Origin of the sequence: Streptococcus ovis DSM 16829 (genome assembly GCF_000380125.1) — a bacterium.
Classification (GTDB): domain Bacteria; phylum Bacillota; class Bacilli; order Lactobacillales; family Streptococcaceae; genus Streptococcus; species Streptococcus ovis.
This window is the reverse complement of sequence record NZ_KB904562.1, coordinates 47280-61065: the sequence shown is the minus strand read 5'-3', so window position 1 is coordinate 61065 and position 13786 is coordinate 47280. Positions and strand designations below refer to the sequence as shown.

General features: G+C 40.2%; 14 protein-coding genes. 6 read left to right on the top strand and 8 right to left on the bottom strand.

The genetic code is table 11. The features are described 5' to 3' along the window. Positions 1–39: 39 nt before the first annotated feature. The 4 genes from frr to rplK all read right to left on the bottom strand — a co-directional run bounded on the left by frr (position 40) and on the right by rplK (position 2768). Positions 40–597 carry a ribosome recycling factor gene (gene frr, locus A3I9_RS0100320; RefSeq protein ID WP_018377086.1) on the bottom strand — a complete coding sequence of 186 codons (558 nt, stop codon included), beginning with the start codon at positions 595–597 and terminating at the stop codon, positions 40–42. Positions 598–607: 10 nt separating this feature from the next. Then, on the bottom strand, positions 608–1336 hold the full coding sequence (pyrH, locus tag A3I9_RS0100315) for a UMP kinase (protein WP_018377085.1): 729 nt from the start codon (positions 1334–1336) through the stop codon (positions 608–610). 222 nt (positions 1337–1558) lie between these two features. After that, entirely contained in the window at positions 1559–2248 is a 690-nt protein-coding gene (gene rplA, locus A3I9_RS0100310) for a 50S ribosomal protein L1 (RefSeq protein ID WP_018377084.1), read from the bottom strand. Positions 2249–2342: 94 nt separating this feature from the next. Then, positions 2343–2768 carry a 50S ribosomal protein L11 gene (rplK, locus tag A3I9_RS0100305; protein WP_018377083.1) on the bottom strand — a complete coding sequence of 142 codons (426 nt, stop codon included), beginning with the start codon at positions 2766–2768 and terminating at the stop codon, positions 2343–2345. 154 nt (positions 2769–2922) lie between these two features. Between rplK and A3I9_RS0100300 the strand changes: the two genes are divergently transcribed. Beyond that, the gene (locus A3I9_RS0100300; RefSeq protein WP_018377082.1) at positions 2923–3273 is read left to right on the top strand and encodes a DUF3397 domain-containing protein; all 351 of its coding nucleotides are present in this window, start codon (positions 2923–2925) and stop codon (positions 3271–3273) included. Between the two features lie 38 nt (positions 3274–3311). Here the strand turns inward: A3I9_RS0100300 and gloA2 are convergent, their stop codons facing one another. The 3 genes from gloA2 to A3I9_RS13665 all read right to left on the bottom strand — a co-directional run bounded on the left by gloA2 (position 3312) and on the right by A3I9_RS13665 (position 7306). Continuing rightward, positions 3312–3698, bottom strand: coding sequence for an SMU1112c/YaeR family gloxylase I-like metalloprotein (gene gloA2, locus A3I9_RS0100295; protein ID WP_018377081.1), 387 nt, complete (start codon positions 3696–3698; stop codon positions 3312–3314). A 1-nt stretch (position 3699) separates the two neighbouring features. Next, entirely contained in the window at positions 3700–6051 is a 2352-nt protein-coding gene (locus A3I9_RS0100290; RefSeq protein WP_018377080.1) for a DNA translocase FtsK, read from the bottom strand. 736 nt (positions 6052–6787) lie between these two features. Beyond that, positions 6788–7306 (bottom strand): phospholipase A2 family protein, encoded by a 519-nt coding sequence (locus A3I9_RS13665; RefSeq protein WP_018377079.1) that lies wholly within the window; start codon positions 7304–7306, stop codon positions 6788–6790. A gap of 403 nt (positions 7307–7709) precedes the next feature. Here A3I9_RS13665 and A3I9_RS0100280 point away from each other — a divergent pair, with 403 nt between their 5' ends. Further along, the gene (locus tag A3I9_RS0100280) at positions 7710–9386 is read left to right on the top strand and encodes a C69 family dipeptidase (protein WP_018377078.1); all 1677 of its coding nucleotides are present in this window, start codon (positions 7710–7712) and stop codon (positions 9384–9386) included. A gap of 93 nt (positions 9387–9479) precedes the next feature. Here the strand turns inward: A3I9_RS0100280 and A3I9_RS0100275 are convergent, their stop codons facing one another. Continuing rightward, the gene (locus A3I9_RS0100275; RefSeq protein ID WP_018377077.1) at positions 9480–9986 is read right to left on the bottom strand and encodes a hypothetical protein; all 507 of its coding nucleotides are present in this window, start codon (positions 9984–9986) and stop codon (positions 9480–9482) included. Between the two features lie 105 nt (positions 9987–10091). On the opposite strand from A3I9_RS0100275, the gene A3I9_RS0100270 reads away from it, so the two are divergent. The 4 genes from A3I9_RS0100270 to A3I9_RS0100255 all read left to right on the top strand — a co-directional run bounded on the left by A3I9_RS0100270 (position 10092) and on the right by A3I9_RS0100255 (position 13735). Continuing rightward, positions 10092–10892: a peptidylprolyl isomerase gene (locus A3I9_RS0100270; protein ID WP_018377076.1), complete on the top strand. Its 801-nt coding sequence runs from the start codon at positions 10092–10094 to the stop codon at positions 10890–10892. Positions 10893–10987: 95 nt separating this feature from the next. After that, positions 10988–11419, top strand: a complete 432-nt coding sequence (locus A3I9_RS0100265; RefSeq protein ID WP_018377075.1) for a low molecular weight protein-tyrosine-phosphatase — start codon at positions 10988–10990, stop codon at positions 11417–11419. Positions 11420–11484: 65 nt separating this feature from the next. Beyond that, positions 11485–11901, top strand: coding sequence for an MORN repeat-containing protein (locus A3I9_RS0100260; RefSeq protein WP_018377074.1), 417 nt, complete (start codon positions 11485–11487; stop codon positions 11899–11901). After that, entirely contained in the window at positions 11891–13735 is a 1845-nt protein-coding gene (locus A3I9_RS0100255) for an acyltransferase family protein (protein WP_018377073.1), read from the top strand. Before A3I9_RS0100260 ends, A3I9_RS0100255 begins: the two co-directional genes overlap by 11 nt. Positions 13736–13786 lie beyond the last annotated feature (51 nt).

Sequence of the window (13786 nt, the reverse complement as noted above, 5' to 3'; positions counted from 1 at the left end):
TGGGCTAGGACTTTTCTAACCACCTGTTATATGAGAAGATTACACTTCCAACAATTCTTTTTCTTTGTCAGCTGTCATGCTATCAATCGTTTTGATGGCATCGTCTGTTACTTTTTGAATATCTTTTTCAAGAGTCTTCAATTCATCCTCTGTGATTTCTTTGGCTTTTTCAGCTTTTTTTGCTTCGTCCATAGCATCACGACGGATATTACGGATGGCAACTTTTGAGTTTTCGCCCACTTTTTTCACATCTTTTGCCAAACTTTTACGAGTTTCCTCCGTCAAGGCTGGAATCACCAAGCGAATCACTGTACCATCAGACTGTGGCGTCAAACCAAGGTCAGAAGCATTCAAGGCACGCTCAATATCTTTTAAAATAGATTTATCAAATGGAGTGATGAGAAGTACACGTGCTTCAGGCACTGTAATCCCAGCAAGCTGATTAAGAGGAGTTGGTACACCGTAGTACTCCACTTGAATACGGTCCAATAGGCTAGCATTCGCTCGACCTGCACGAATAGAAGCAAATTCACGCGCCAAACTTTGATGAGAATGCGCCATCCGTTCCTTTGCTTTTGTTACGATTTCTTTTGACATATGTCCTCCTTTATTTATCTTCTTTATTTGAAACAGTTGTTCCGATGGCTTCACCAAAGACAACACGACGAATATTACCTGGCTCATTCATATTAAAGACAACTAAGTCAATGTCATTGTCCATTGAAAGAGTAGAGGCTGTTGCATCCATGATCTTCAACCCACGATTGATAACTTCACGGTGAGTCAATTCATCGAATTTTACTGCATTAGCATCCTTTTTCGGATCCGCATTATAGACACCATCTACACCATTTTTCGCCATCAAAATGGCATCAGCTTCGATTTCAGCAGCCCGAAGAGCAGCTGTTGTATCTGTTGAGAAATAAGGAGAACCAATCCCTGCTCCAAAGATGACAATCCGATTTTTCTCCAAATGACGAAGGGCACGTCCACGAATGTACGGCTCAGCCACATTTTGCATTGGAATAGCAGTCTGTACTCGTGTATCCACACCATATTGTTGTAAGCTATCTGCCATTACCAAAGCGTTCATAACTGTACCGAGCATCCCTGTATAATCGGCCTGTACTCGATCCATCCCTGCTTCTGCCGCAGGTTCCCCACGCCATAGATTTCCGCCACCGATTACAAGAGCAATCTGAATGCCAGAATCATGAACTTCTGCAATTTCCTTTGCCATTGCCTGAACAGTCGGTAAATCAATTCCGATACCACGTTCCCCGGCTAAAGCTTCACCAGATAATTTAATGAGAATACGTTCATATTTGGGTTTCATGCTAATTGTCTTACTCCTCTTTTTTATCTTATCTATTTTATCATAAAAAATCATTTTTATATAGTATTATTTCCATTAAAAAGGGAAAATCCACCAAGCGGTCATTTTAACTGTTCGTTTCACCTCAAAAGTTCTAACCTTCTATCCAAGAATTGAGGCTACAGCGCATCTATCTAAAACAAAAAAGAACATGATTTTCATCACGCTCTTTTTAAAGACTGATTAAAGTGAGTTAGGATCAACTTTGATACCAACACCTTGTGTTGTAGTGATGGTTACAGAAGTCATGTAAGTTCCTTTTGCAGTAGCTGGTTTAGCTTTTGCCATTACATCATGGAAAGCTTTGAAGTTTTCAACCAATTTATTTTCTTCAAATGATACTTTACCGATGATAGCTTGTACGATACCTGCTTTGTCAGCACGGTAAGTGATTTTACCACCTTTAGACTCTTCAACTGCTTTTGCAACATCCATAGTTACTGTACCAGTTTTAGGGTTTGGCATGAGGTTACGTGGACCAAGCACACGACCAAGACGACCTACAAGTGCCATCATGTCAGGTGTTGCAATCACCACGTCAAAGTCTAACCAACCACCTTGGATTTTTTGAACCAAGTCATCTTCACCAACAAAGTCTGCACCAGCAGCTTTTGCTTCTTCAGCTTTTGCACCACGTGCAAAAACCAAAACGCGTTGTGTTTTACCAGTTCCGTTTGGCAATACCATTGCACCACGGATTTGTTGATCTGCTTTACGAACGTCGATGTTCAAGTTGTAAGCAACTTCTACAGTTGCATCAAATTTTGCAAAGTTAGTTTCTTTTGCAAGTGCTACAGCTTCTTCTACGCTGTACGCTTTTGTGCTGTCGATTTTCTCAAGTGCAGCACGCAATTGTTTGCCTTTTTTAGCCATTATATTATTCTCCTTGTAATGTTAAATCGAAATCATCTCCCACATTCGTCATCCAAAATTGATGAAGGCTGCGGTTTTTCGGAATCCTTGCTGATTAGTCAGTAACAGTGAATCCCATAGAACGAGCAGTACCTTCAATCATGCGCATTGCAGCTTCAAGATTTGCAGCGTTCAAGTCAGGCATTTTTGTTTCAGCAATTTCTTGTACTTGCGCACGAGTCACTGTTGCAACTTTTTTCTTGTTAGGTTCGCCTGATCCTTTTTCCACTTTAGCAGCTTTTTTCAAAAGAACTGCAGCTGGTGGAGTTTTTGTGATGAAATCAAATGATTTATCTTCATACACAGAGATAACGACTGGGATAATCATACCAGCTTGATCAGCTGTACGAGCGTTAAACTCTTTTGTGAATCCCATGATATTGATACCTGCTTGACCAAGTGCTGGTCCGACTGGTGGAGCTGGAGTAGCTTTACCTGCAGGAATTTGAAGTTTTACGAGTTTTTCGACTTTTTTCGCCATGATATAAAATCCTCCTATTGTGGTTTTGGCGGTAATTAAAGATTTTTACCTCCCACAAGTATGTGAAATACACATACCTTTTTATTATACAGGAATTTACAGAAAAAGCAAGATATAAGTTTACTTTTTTCTACAATTTTTATAGAATAAGGATATGTTATTCTTAAGAGTTGCTTCAATTTTGTTTATCGTACTAACCTTGACGATTGCTATCATTCTGGTCAAACTGCTAGGGTTGCAAAAAAAAGGATGGAATTTTGCAGATATCGCCTTTCCGATGTTTGTAGCAGAGTTTTACCTAATTTCAGACAAGGTTTACTATCACAGCTTACTCCCCCATCTTGTCTTAGCTTTATCTTTGCTCGCTATTGCGATTGCGACGTATTTTTTAGTAAAAAAGCGTGATTTTTCTTATACCCGATTTTTCAAATTCTTTTGGCGAGCTGGCTTTTTGTTGACCTTCTTTCTCTACCTCACTTTGGTGATCGCTATTTTCTTCGTTTAAAACATGAACCTCCTCAGTTATAACTGAGGAGGTTTTTCTTATTCATGAATTTCTAGGGGAAGCCCATCTGGATCAAAGAAGAAGGCCATCTTCTTACCATCAAAATCATCTGTCCTAAGACCTTGATGTGGAATGCCCACACTATCAAAGTAGGCTAAACAGTCTTCGACATCCTTTACTCGAAAAGCTAGATGCCGCAAGCCTGTATGTTCAGGATTTGGAATAGTAGGTCGAGGGGGCGCATCTGGTTTGATAAAGATTTCCAATACCAACTCCCCTTTCTTGACATTAAATAAAATATCTTCTTTTTCGGGGCGAATATGCTCATCCACCTGTTCAAAGCCAAGCTTATCCACATAAAATGTCCGCGTTTTTTCATATTCACGACCAATAATAGCTACATGATGAAGGATATCGAATGTCATTCTATTGCGTCTCCAATACTTTTCGTGGCTTAGTGCCTTCTGCAGGGCCAATCACTCCTGCTTCTTCTAATTCTTCCATCAGTCGAGTAGCGCGATTAAAGCCAACTGACAAGCGACGTTGAATCATAGACGCACTAGCTTTTTGTGTCTCTACGACAAGGGCACGAGCTTCTGCAAATAGAGGATCGCCTTCCTCAACGCTTGTGGAACCTGTCTCAAAATCATTTTCAGAGACCTCTCCAGGATCAAAACTCTCATCGTACTCAGCATCTGCCTGATTCTTGATAAAGGTCACAATAGCTTCGACATCGCTATCTGAGATAAAGGAGCCTTGTAAGCGGACAGGATGACTTTCCCCAATCGGACTAAAGAGCATATCTCCTCTTCCGAGAAGCTTTTCTGCGCCATTGACATCTAAAATCGTACGACTATCTGTTCCTGATGAAACAGCAAAGGCAATCCGTGATGGTACATTGGCCTTGATCAAACCAGAAATAACATCGACAGACGGACGCTGCGTTGCCAAGATCATGTGAATTCCAGCTGCACGTGCCTTTTGTCCCAGACGAATAATCGCATCTTCTACTTCCTTGCTGGCTACCATCATCAAGTCAGCCAACTCGTCCACTATCACCACAATCAATGGCAGTGGAACTTGTTTTTCAGTAGATTGCTTATTAAATTCTTCTACTTTGGTATTGTAGCCTTCCAAATTCCGAACGCCGACATGGCTGAAGAGCTCGTAGCGTTTTTCCATCTCATCTACAACCTTTTGCAGAGCTCTTGCAGCCTTACGCGGATTCGTCACGACAGGAATGAGAAGATGTGGAATATCATTGTAAACAGAGAGCTCCACCATTTTCGGGTCAATCATCATGAACTTGACTTGATCAGGTCCTGCCTTCATCAAGATAGAAGCGATGATGCCATTGACTGCAACGGATTTCCCCGAACCAGTCGAACCTGCTACCAGCAAATGAGGCATTTTCGTCAAATCAAAGGAACGAACAGATCCATTGACAGCTTTACCAAGCGGGATATCTAGCAAATTGTTAGGATTGGTTCTGGATTGCTCCCATAGTTCACGAAATGGAACGGTTGCTACTTCAGAGTTTGGTACTTCAATACCCACCAAGGATTTACCTGGAATAGGGGCCTCAATACGGACATCTCTAGCGGCCAAAGCTAATGCCAAATCATCTGCTAGATTAGAAATACGATTAACCCGTACTCCGACAGCTGGTTTTACCTCGTATTTGGTAACTGATGGTCCAATCTCTGCCCTCTCGACGCTAACTTTTATCCCAAAACTAGCAAAGGTATCTTCCAAGACCTTAATATTTTGACGAACAATTTTCTTTTCATTGGCCTGACTCTTGGTTTGAATTGGTGTCAGTAGCTGAACGGTCGGTAACTGATAAGCGAGACGATGTTTTGGTTTGAAATCAATCTCAACCTCTTCATCTGCCACCTCTTCTTGCGATTGTACTTCTTCTTCCGCCAAAAGAATGGGAAACTCATCTTCTTCATCTGGTTGATCAGTTTCCATGCTGACAGGAATCTGGTCGACAAGCGGCTCTCTGTCCAACATTTCTCCTGTTTCCATATCTACTAGAAAAGGTTGTTCCGCCACAGGAATATCCCGAATTGCTTCATCTGCTAACAGGGTTTGAGCAGCTGCCTCCTGAGCCAAACGCTCTGCTTCTATAGCTTGCTGAGCAGCTTTTTCGGCCTCCTTGATAGCTCGTTTTTCAGCTCGTAAGGCTTGTTTTTCTTGATGTTTTTCACGTAAATAAGAAAAACCATCTGCTAAGTCATAAACTGTCCATGGACTCATAAAAAAGAGACCAAAGGCAATCAATAAAGCCCCGATGAAAAAAACACCAATCGTAGAAAACAAAAAGACGACAGGCTGATAGAAAGCGCCCCCGAGGAGACCACCTCCCACAAATTCCTTGACTTGCATTCCTTTCAAATCGCGCAACAGGAGATTCAAGGTATGCTGAAACAATTGATTTCCTTTATACGATACGTCTAGATAAGCCTGAAATTCCAATAGCATCCCCGAGAAGAACAAGAGATAGCCTGAAATCATTCCTTCATGCTGCGTTAACCATTTCCAAAATAAAATCGCAACGGCCAAGCCAACAATCAGCAAATAGGCTGCACTTCCAGCAATCAGGCGCAATACATTATAGCCTGTAACCCCCAACACACCCATTCGTGCTGATGCAAAAACAAGCACCAACAGCAAAAGAAGTTTAACAATAACCGATTGGATCTTCTGACGTTGAGCCAATTCGGCCTTCGTTGGACGCCGCGTTGACTTTCCTTTTTTTCTTTTCGTAGCCATATTTCCCTCTTTTTATCATCATCGTTTTATTGTACCACATTTTTGTATTTTTTTCAGAGACTAAAAGAGGCTGGGACTAAAGTCCTTGCCTCTCAATTTGTTGTTGATTTATCAAGCTAGACACAGTGGTTAGGAGCTTGTCTCCTAGAAATTGAAAAGGGACAATATTGGCTTTGCCCGTTTAAGTGTTACCCCTGCACAGATTATTAGGTGCTTTAGCACCAATGAGCCCCACTGTTGAGTGCGCTCGAATATGCCGATTTCATCAGCTTATACAGCCCTACCGAATGCGGGGAACATGTTTCCTTCATTTCCAACCTCAAACAGTCACTTCCCTGACTGTTTGAGTTATGCTGTGGTGAGTTAAAAAGCTCTGGGAGACCTTATTAATCAGGAAATAAAGCTTGCGAAGCAAGTGTCGAAAACAGTCTGGGAGACTGGACAGCTCGAACCCTAGACATTTGACGGGTGAGGGAAATCGAATTCTTACGAATGACCGATTTTTGTCCCACTCTCCTTTTGCAATTTAGTCGTTTTTTTCTTGGTATTTTAATTTTTTAAGAGTTATAACCTAATATTATAATGATAAAAAGAAACCACAGTACACCTAGAAATCCAACAAATAAAAGTAACTTCCATACAAAATGTATTTTCAGTGATTTCCAGTTAAAAAGTAATCCTAAAAGAGTACAGAATAGGATAATAAAAAGGATAAGAGAAACTACTTTTATTTTTATCATAATGAAAACAATCTATAAGCTGCAATCGCAACGGCACCTTTACTACTTAAAGCAGGGGTGGTTTGAATAATAGGAAGAAGACGTTTCAGGAACTCCCTGTTACAAGAATCATTTTTACTAAAAGAACCAGTAAAACACATATCATGCCGCATACAAGCATAATCTAAATCATCCTTCGGAGGGATATTCCATCCTTTATTACCTTTTCCACAATAATTTCCATAAAAACCGAAGAATACTCGTCTAAACGCTACTCCTGTTCCCTCTGTCTTAACAGTCATACTCAAGTCAGTAATCGCATCACCAACAACTAGGGTTTCCTGACTTAATCCTTGGTTATGTGCCTCTTTCAAATTTATATAGACATTACCTCCTTCGTCATATTCAGTAACTCTATCTAATTCTAAGAAAATCTCCTGAAACTCGACAGGTAGTTCGGAATCTAGTTCATTTGCTTGAATAACAGTAGAGTAGCTAATTAAAGTAAATAAAAATAAACTAAAAGCAATCAGCATTTTTTCATAGTAAACCTACTTTGTATCTAAACACTAAAAGCATCTTTTTATCATCTTCAAGTAGAATATACCTTAAAAATGATGAAAAAACAAGTCTATTATTTTCTAAAATTTTATAGCACAATAATACAATAGAGTTCTATTCTACCTCCTTAAATCTTCTTCCTAAAAGTTGCTATTGTATTTTTTTCTCCTTTTCTAACTAGCAAGGAGACTAGCCCAATGTCTTATCTTTCATGAAATAACTACCGATTGCTTTGTGAACTGTTTGGTTCTTGAAGGGCAAAGATAGGATGTGTTTCCCATTTTGTCGAATTTTTCGCATTTGAATTGCTAAATTTTCGAGAGTATTTTTGCTTGAAAGCGCTATAATAAAAGTAAGAAAAAATCGGAGGTCTTTCTTATGAAAAAAAGAAACTTAGCGCTTGCCTTATTGACTATCTTACTGTTGTCAACTGGTTCTTCTACTGCTTTTGCTTGTTCGGCATTTATCATTGGCAAAGATTTAACAGAAGACGGTTCCGTCCTTTACGGTCGCACAGAAGACTACCCTTTTCCTGTTGAACTAAACGGCGAAGTTGTCACTGGCTACCACAACAAGAACTTCATCGTGACACCAGCTAAAACCTATCAAGAAGGGGATATGATTGAGGATGAATCCAATGGATTTTCCTATCCAAGACAAGCACAAGAATATAAATATATCTCTGCTCCAGATGCTAGTCGGGGGACCGGGGAAGGAATTTATGATGCTCATGGATTCAATGAACATGGTGTTTCTATGACAGCCACTGTTACTGCTATCCCAAACGACGAAGTTTTGGCAGTGGATCCTTTGGTCAAAGATGGCTTGGCCGAAGCTATTTTGACATCTCTAGTTTTACCACGGGTCAAATCAGCAAGAGAAGGAATAGAGTATGTTGCAAAAGTCATCGATGAAAAGGGCTCAGCAGAAGGAAATATCATAGTCATAGCTGACCAAAAGGAAATATGGTACATGGAAATTTTATCTGGTCACCAATATGCGGCCATCAAATTTCCAGACGATAAGTATGCTGTCTTTCCAAATACCTATTTCTTGGGTCATGTTGACGTAACCGATACAGAACACGTCATTGCCTCCAAAGACCTTGAAAAGGTTGCTAGAGAAGCAAAGACCTATAAAGAAGTTAATGGAAAATTCCATATCGCTAAATCTTACGGACCAAGTAACTATGATGAAGGAGACCGTTCCCGTATCTACGCTGGTATCAAGCTCCTCGATCCTGATTCTTCTGTCACATATAATGACGAAACATTTGATCTCCTTCGTTCCCCATCTGATTCTTCTCGAAAATTTACCATCGAAGATGCCATGGCTCTGCAACGGGATCGGTTTGAAAACATGCCAGAATTCAAACCTCTGGATCTTTTAGAACGTGGTGAAAAAGGACGCCGTGTAACAAAAACAGCTGAAGAAGAAGCTGTTTATAAATACCCTCTCGGGAATGAAAATGTCATTGATGCCCATATTTACCAAATCAAGCCAGACCTACCAAAAGAATTTGGAGGCATCGTTTGGTTGAATCTGGGGACTTCCAGAAATACTCCTTTTATTCCTTTTTATGGGAACATTACCGAAACTTACAAGGCTTTCCATCCTCAATCTCCTGAGTATGACAAAGAATCTTGGTACTGGGTCGCAAAACACATCGATGAGATGACCATGGATCACCCTGAATTGTTTGGAGGCAAAACATTGGCTTACTTCCAACAATTAGAAAAAGACATGATTGCCACTCAAAAAGAGCAGGATGCACACTACGCAACAGCTCATTTATCGAGCCAAGAAGCCAGCCAAGAAGTTACAAAGGATTCCTTGGAACGCTCAGAAACCTTATTCAAACAAATGCAGGAATTGGAAAAAGAGATGGTTGCAAAACTACCTAAAGAAACGACTAAGATGACTTCTCCAACCACAAAAGAAGAACCCGCTACACTTAATAACTTATTCATTGTTGGGGGAGTTGTAGCACTCGGTGTAATTAGTTACCTGATTCTTAGACATAAAAAGAAAAACTCGTCATCAAATCGAGGCTAGACAAAAAATTAGCACTCCAAAAAGGCATAGATTTAGATCTTCTATGCCTTTTGCTGTGTCCTGTCTTAATAGAGAAAAAATCCATACTGACTATCAGTATTTCTTTTGGGGATGCCGTTTAATAATGTCTGAATGGACTTGTATCGTATCCTCACCTTTTTCTGTTAGGGCAATTCCTCGAACAGTAAAGTATGCTCCTAGTTCTTCTTCTGTTACATGACGATGCAAGGCATGATCCAGATCAGCTACTTTCATTTTAGAAAGTCCAGCTACTCCCTTTTCTTTCAAAATTTTCTTTTTCATCGTCCCAGTGACATGATCCAATGAATCAAAGGCAGATTCGACAATAGCATGTCCTTCTGCTAGCAATTTTTCTAGCCGCTTAGGGGCATCAATTCCATAAGTATATTCAAAATATTTCGGATACCAGGTTTCATTGGTAAAAGTGCCAAATTGAATGCGCCACAAAAGTATGATGTCACCTGCTAGCAAACCATCAGCTAGTGGCTCCATATTCCGTTTCGGAACGGGTTTAAAATCTTCTGTCGCAAGGTCTCGTTCTGGTGAAATATAAGGCTTTACAGCATAGTCTTCGTACATCTCATCATCTCCTATGTTTTTCAGTTCTCCCAGTATACCATAATCTACTACATTTATGGTATAATAACTCTTATCAGATTCTTATTTTATCCAGAAAGGTCTTTTATGAAAAAAACACTTGTATTTGCTACCCTTGCTGCTAGTTTTTTATTAGTAGCCTGCTCAACTGACACCAACAAAGACACTAAGACTAGTACTACTAGTAGTACTCAAACTAGTAACAGTGATACGACTAGTTCAAGCCAATACACTAAGGATCTAGCTTATGCCATTAATAACCCAGATGCTACTTTCCCGCAGCTCTCGACAGAGATTGCTGAAAATGAAGCTGCTATCAAATTAAAAACGACTGCAGGCGACATCACCATCAAACTCTTCCCAGAAGAAGCACCGCTAGCTGTTGAAAACTTTCTGACGCATGCCAAAGAAAACTATTACGATAATGTCCTCTTCCATCGCGTCATCAACAACTTCATGATTCAAGGAGGAGACCCTGATGGAAACGGAACAGGCGGCCAATCCATCTGGTCTGGCAAAGATGAAAGTAAGGACTCAGGGGCAGGATTCAAAAACGAGCCATCAGCCTTTTTATACAATATCCGTGGCGCTCTTGCCATGGCCAATGCTGGTGCAGATACAAATGGTAGCCAATTTTTCATCAACCAAAACCCAGCAGACGCCTCCGCTCAACTAACTACTGAAAAGTATCCAAACAAAATCATCGAAGCTTATAAAAATGGCGGAAACCCAAGCCTTGACGGTGGCTATACTGTTTTTGGACAGGTCATTGAAGGGATGGAAATTGTTGATCAGATTGCTAGCGTTGAAACAGATGACAAGGATAAACCTAAAACAGATATTCGAATCACCGATATTGAAATCATCAAAGATTACACCTTCAAATAGACAAAACAGCTTTTCGGCTGTTTTTCATTTTATTGTCATTGAACTTGGCTCCGCAGTAAGGTATAATAGTAGTAATAGAAAGGAAGTAGGGTACGATGAAGAAAATTGCTTTTGTCTGCTTAGGAAATATTTGCCGGAGCCCCATGGCCGAATTCGTCATGAAATCACTAACGGATCAAGTGATTATCGAAAGTCGAGCAACCTCCACTTGGGAGCATGGCAACCCCGTACATCGTGGAACAAAAGGCATTTTTGAAAAATATCATATACCTTATGATACTACAAAAAAATCCACTCCCTTATCGCAAGAAGATTTTTATTACTTTGACTACTTAATAGGAATGGATCGTCAGAACATCCGTGATTTAAAAGCGATGGCGCCAAAAGATTGTCAGGAAAAAATCGTAGCCTTTGATACAGTAGATGTCCCCGATCCTTATTATACAGGACGATTTGAAGATACCTATCAGCAAGTCCAAAAAGGCTGTCAGAAATGGTTAGAATTTTTAAATGACCAATATGATTAGTAGACTATTTCCTATAAAAAATGGTAAAATAGCCGTAATGAAATTGAAGAAAGATAATACACAAGATGGAAATGAACAATGAGAGTCTTTTAACGAAGATCCAACCTTTTTTAACACGAAAAAATGCTGAACTGGCTAGCCTGGTTCTTATTGTTTTGTGTGCACTGACACTATTTACCGGACGCGCTTCCACTCAAAAGACACTGACCTTAGACCAAGGAAAAATAACTTACCATGGATATGTTCAAGCCAATAAAATGAATGGAAAAGGGAAATTGACATTTGATAATGGCGATACCTACACCGGTCAGTTTAAAAACGGGATTTTTGATGGAAAAGGCACCTTCACCTCCAAAGACGGTTGGATCTATGTTGGTGATTTTAAACAAGGTCAAGCACATGGTAAAGGAAAATTAACAACCAAAACTAAAGCCGTTTACCAAGGAACATTCAAACAGGGGATTTATCAACATGAAGATTAAATGGTTTTCTTTTATTCGCGTAATCGGCCTTCTTTGGGTACTGCTCTACCACTTTTTTGTGAAGTTTTTCCCTGGTGGATTTCTTGGAGTCGATGTCTTCTTTACCTTTTCAGGCTACCTCATCACAGCACTCTTGATTGATGAATACACACGCCGTCAATCAATTGATTTAGCTGGATTTTTCAGACGTCGCTTCTATCGTATTTTCCCACCACTCACTCTGACCATTCTGGTCACCATGCCCTTAGCCTTGTTCGTCCGAAACGATTTTATCGCGAACATCGGTCATCAGATCACTGCAGCACTTGGTTTCGTGACCAATTATTTCGAAATCTTAGCTGGGAGCTCTTACGAAAATCAATTTACTCCCCATCTCTTCGTCCACACTTGGAGTTTGGCTATTGAAGTCCATTTCTATATCTTATGGGCATTGGCCGTTTGGTACATGGCTAAGGTATCCAAATCCATTGGACAATTGCGGGGGCTGATTTTCCTTTCCTCTGGAGCTATCGCGCTTGCTAGTTTCCTTTCCATGTTTATTTCTAGCTTCTTTGTAGAAGAATTTTCCCGCATTTATTTCTCTAGCTGGACACATATCTTCCCATTCTTTATTGGGGCTAGTTTATCAACTCTCGTTGGAATTCAAAATACAACCAATGCTTTCAAGAGAATCAGTAGCCATGTTGAGTTGAAAAAGGTATTTATCGCGGTTGCTTCAGCTTTAGCAGTCCTCACCTTTTTATTACTCTTCTTGAACTTTAATAGTATCTGGACTTATTTGGTAGGCTTTTTACTTTCAAGTATCGCGACAGCAGTCTTGATTTATTGCAGCCGTATTCTTCATGAACGGTTCTCTGATAGGCAAGAACCTGCTTTCATCACTTATTTATCGGATATTTCATATAGTGTCTATCTCTTCCATTGGCCACTGTATATTATCTTCAACCAACTATTTGGAAACACAATCTCCGTTATCCTAACAACCATTCTTTCCATCTTATTGGCAACTTTCTCCTTCTATATCTTGGAACCCTATCTTAGTGGAAAAGAAGGACATTTTGCAGGACGGACGATTTCTCTGGCGCCTTACCAGACTGGATTGATAGCTATAACAAGCCTACTGACCCTCGCTACAATTGGTATTTCTTTCTTTGCTCCTAAGGTTGGAGCCTTTGAAACAGACCTATTGGTCAATGGACTCAGACAAGCCGATACCCGGATGCAACAGACATATACCTTTGCAGAAAAAGGAAAAGCTTCTGCCTATGAAATTGCTGAGGGCGTCAATATCATTGGGGATTCTGTGACCCTACGTGCCACTCCTCAGCTACAAGCTGCCCTTCCTGACGCATTGATTGACGCCCAAGGAAGCCGTAATACACAACAAGCTTATGAACTCTTGAAGACCAACATTGAGAACGGGACACTGCTAAAAGATGTGGTCATTGCGACTGGAGTCAATATCATCTACAATTACGAAGAAGAGCTAAACAAAATTATTGAAGACCTACCAAATGGCCATCACTTAATTTTACTGACACCATACGATGGTAACTCAGCTCAATATGATGATCCTGTCGCAGAAAAGCACGCACAATACGTGTATAAGCTGGCAGACAAATATGACTTTATTGCCATCGCAGACTGGAATCGAATCGCAAAAGCCAATCCTCAAATATGGACTGGCAGTGACTATATTCATTTTGGATTCGATCAGGATACAACTGCTGAAGGGGGAACCCTTTACACCCAAGCTATTCAGGAAGCACTAGAAATGGTTAAAGATAAACCTGTCAAAAATGAAGGAAAAGATCAAAAGACAACTTCAGAATAAACACAAATGAGATCGAGTCAAAATTAAAAAGCTAGAGTTCCTCTATTGGGA

Excerpts from the sequence above, each read along its gene's own strand:
- pyrH (WP_018377085.1), bottom strand. The coding sequence starts at position 1,336 with ATGAAACCCAAATATGAACGTATTCTCATTAAATTATCTGGTGAAGCT.
- A3I9_RS0100260 (WP_018377074.1), top strand. The coding sequence starts at position 11,485 with ATGGAAATGAACAATGAGAGTCTTTTAACGAAGATCCAACCTTTTTTA.
- A3I9_RS0100270 (WP_018377076.1), top strand. The coding sequence starts at position 10,092 with ATGAAAAAAACACTTGTATTTGCTACCCTTGCTGCTAGTTTTTTATTA.
- gloA2 (WP_018377081.1), bottom strand. The coding sequence starts at position 3,698 with ATGACATTCGATATCCTTCATCATGTAGCTATTATTGGTCGTGAATAT.
- A3I9_RS0100290 (WP_018377080.1), bottom strand. The coding sequence starts at position 6,051 with ATGGCTACGAAAAGAAAAAAAGGAAAGTCAACGCGGCGTCCAACGAAG.
- A3I9_RS0100255 (WP_018377073.1), top strand. The coding sequence starts at position 11,891 with ATGAAGATTAAATGGTTTTCTTTTATTCGCGTAATCGGCCTTCTTTGG.
- frr (WP_018377086.1), bottom strand. The coding sequence starts at position 597 with ATGTCAAAAGAAATCGTAACAAAAGCAAAGGAACGGATGGCGCATTCT.
- A3I9_RS13665 (WP_018377079.1), bottom strand. The coding sequence starts at position 7,306 with ATGCTGATTGCTTTTAGTTTATTTTTATTTACTTTAATTAGCTACTCT.
- A3I9_RS0100280 (WP_018377078.1), top strand. The coding sequence starts at position 7,710 with ATGAAAAAAAGAAACTTAGCGCTTGCCTTATTGACTATCTTACTGTTG.
- rplK (WP_018377083.1), bottom strand. The coding sequence starts at position 2,768 with ATGGCGAAAAAAGTCGAAAAACTCGTAAAACTTCAAATTCCTGCAGGT.
- rplA (WP_018377084.1), bottom strand. The coding sequence starts at position 2,248 with ATGGCTAAAAAAGGCAAACAATTGCGTGCTGCACTTGAGAAAATCGAC.
- A3I9_RS0100275 (WP_018377077.1), bottom strand. The coding sequence starts at position 9,986 with ATGTACGAAGACTATGCTGTAAAGCCTTATATTTCACCAGAACGAGAC.
- A3I9_RS0100300 (WP_018377082.1), top strand. The coding sequence starts at position 2,923 with ATGTTATTCTTAAGAGTTGCTTCAATTTTGTTTATCGTACTAACCTTG.
- A3I9_RS0100265 (WP_018377075.1), top strand. The coding sequence starts at position 10,988 with ATGAAGAAAATTGCTTTTGTCTGCTTAGGAAATATTTGCCGGAGCCCC.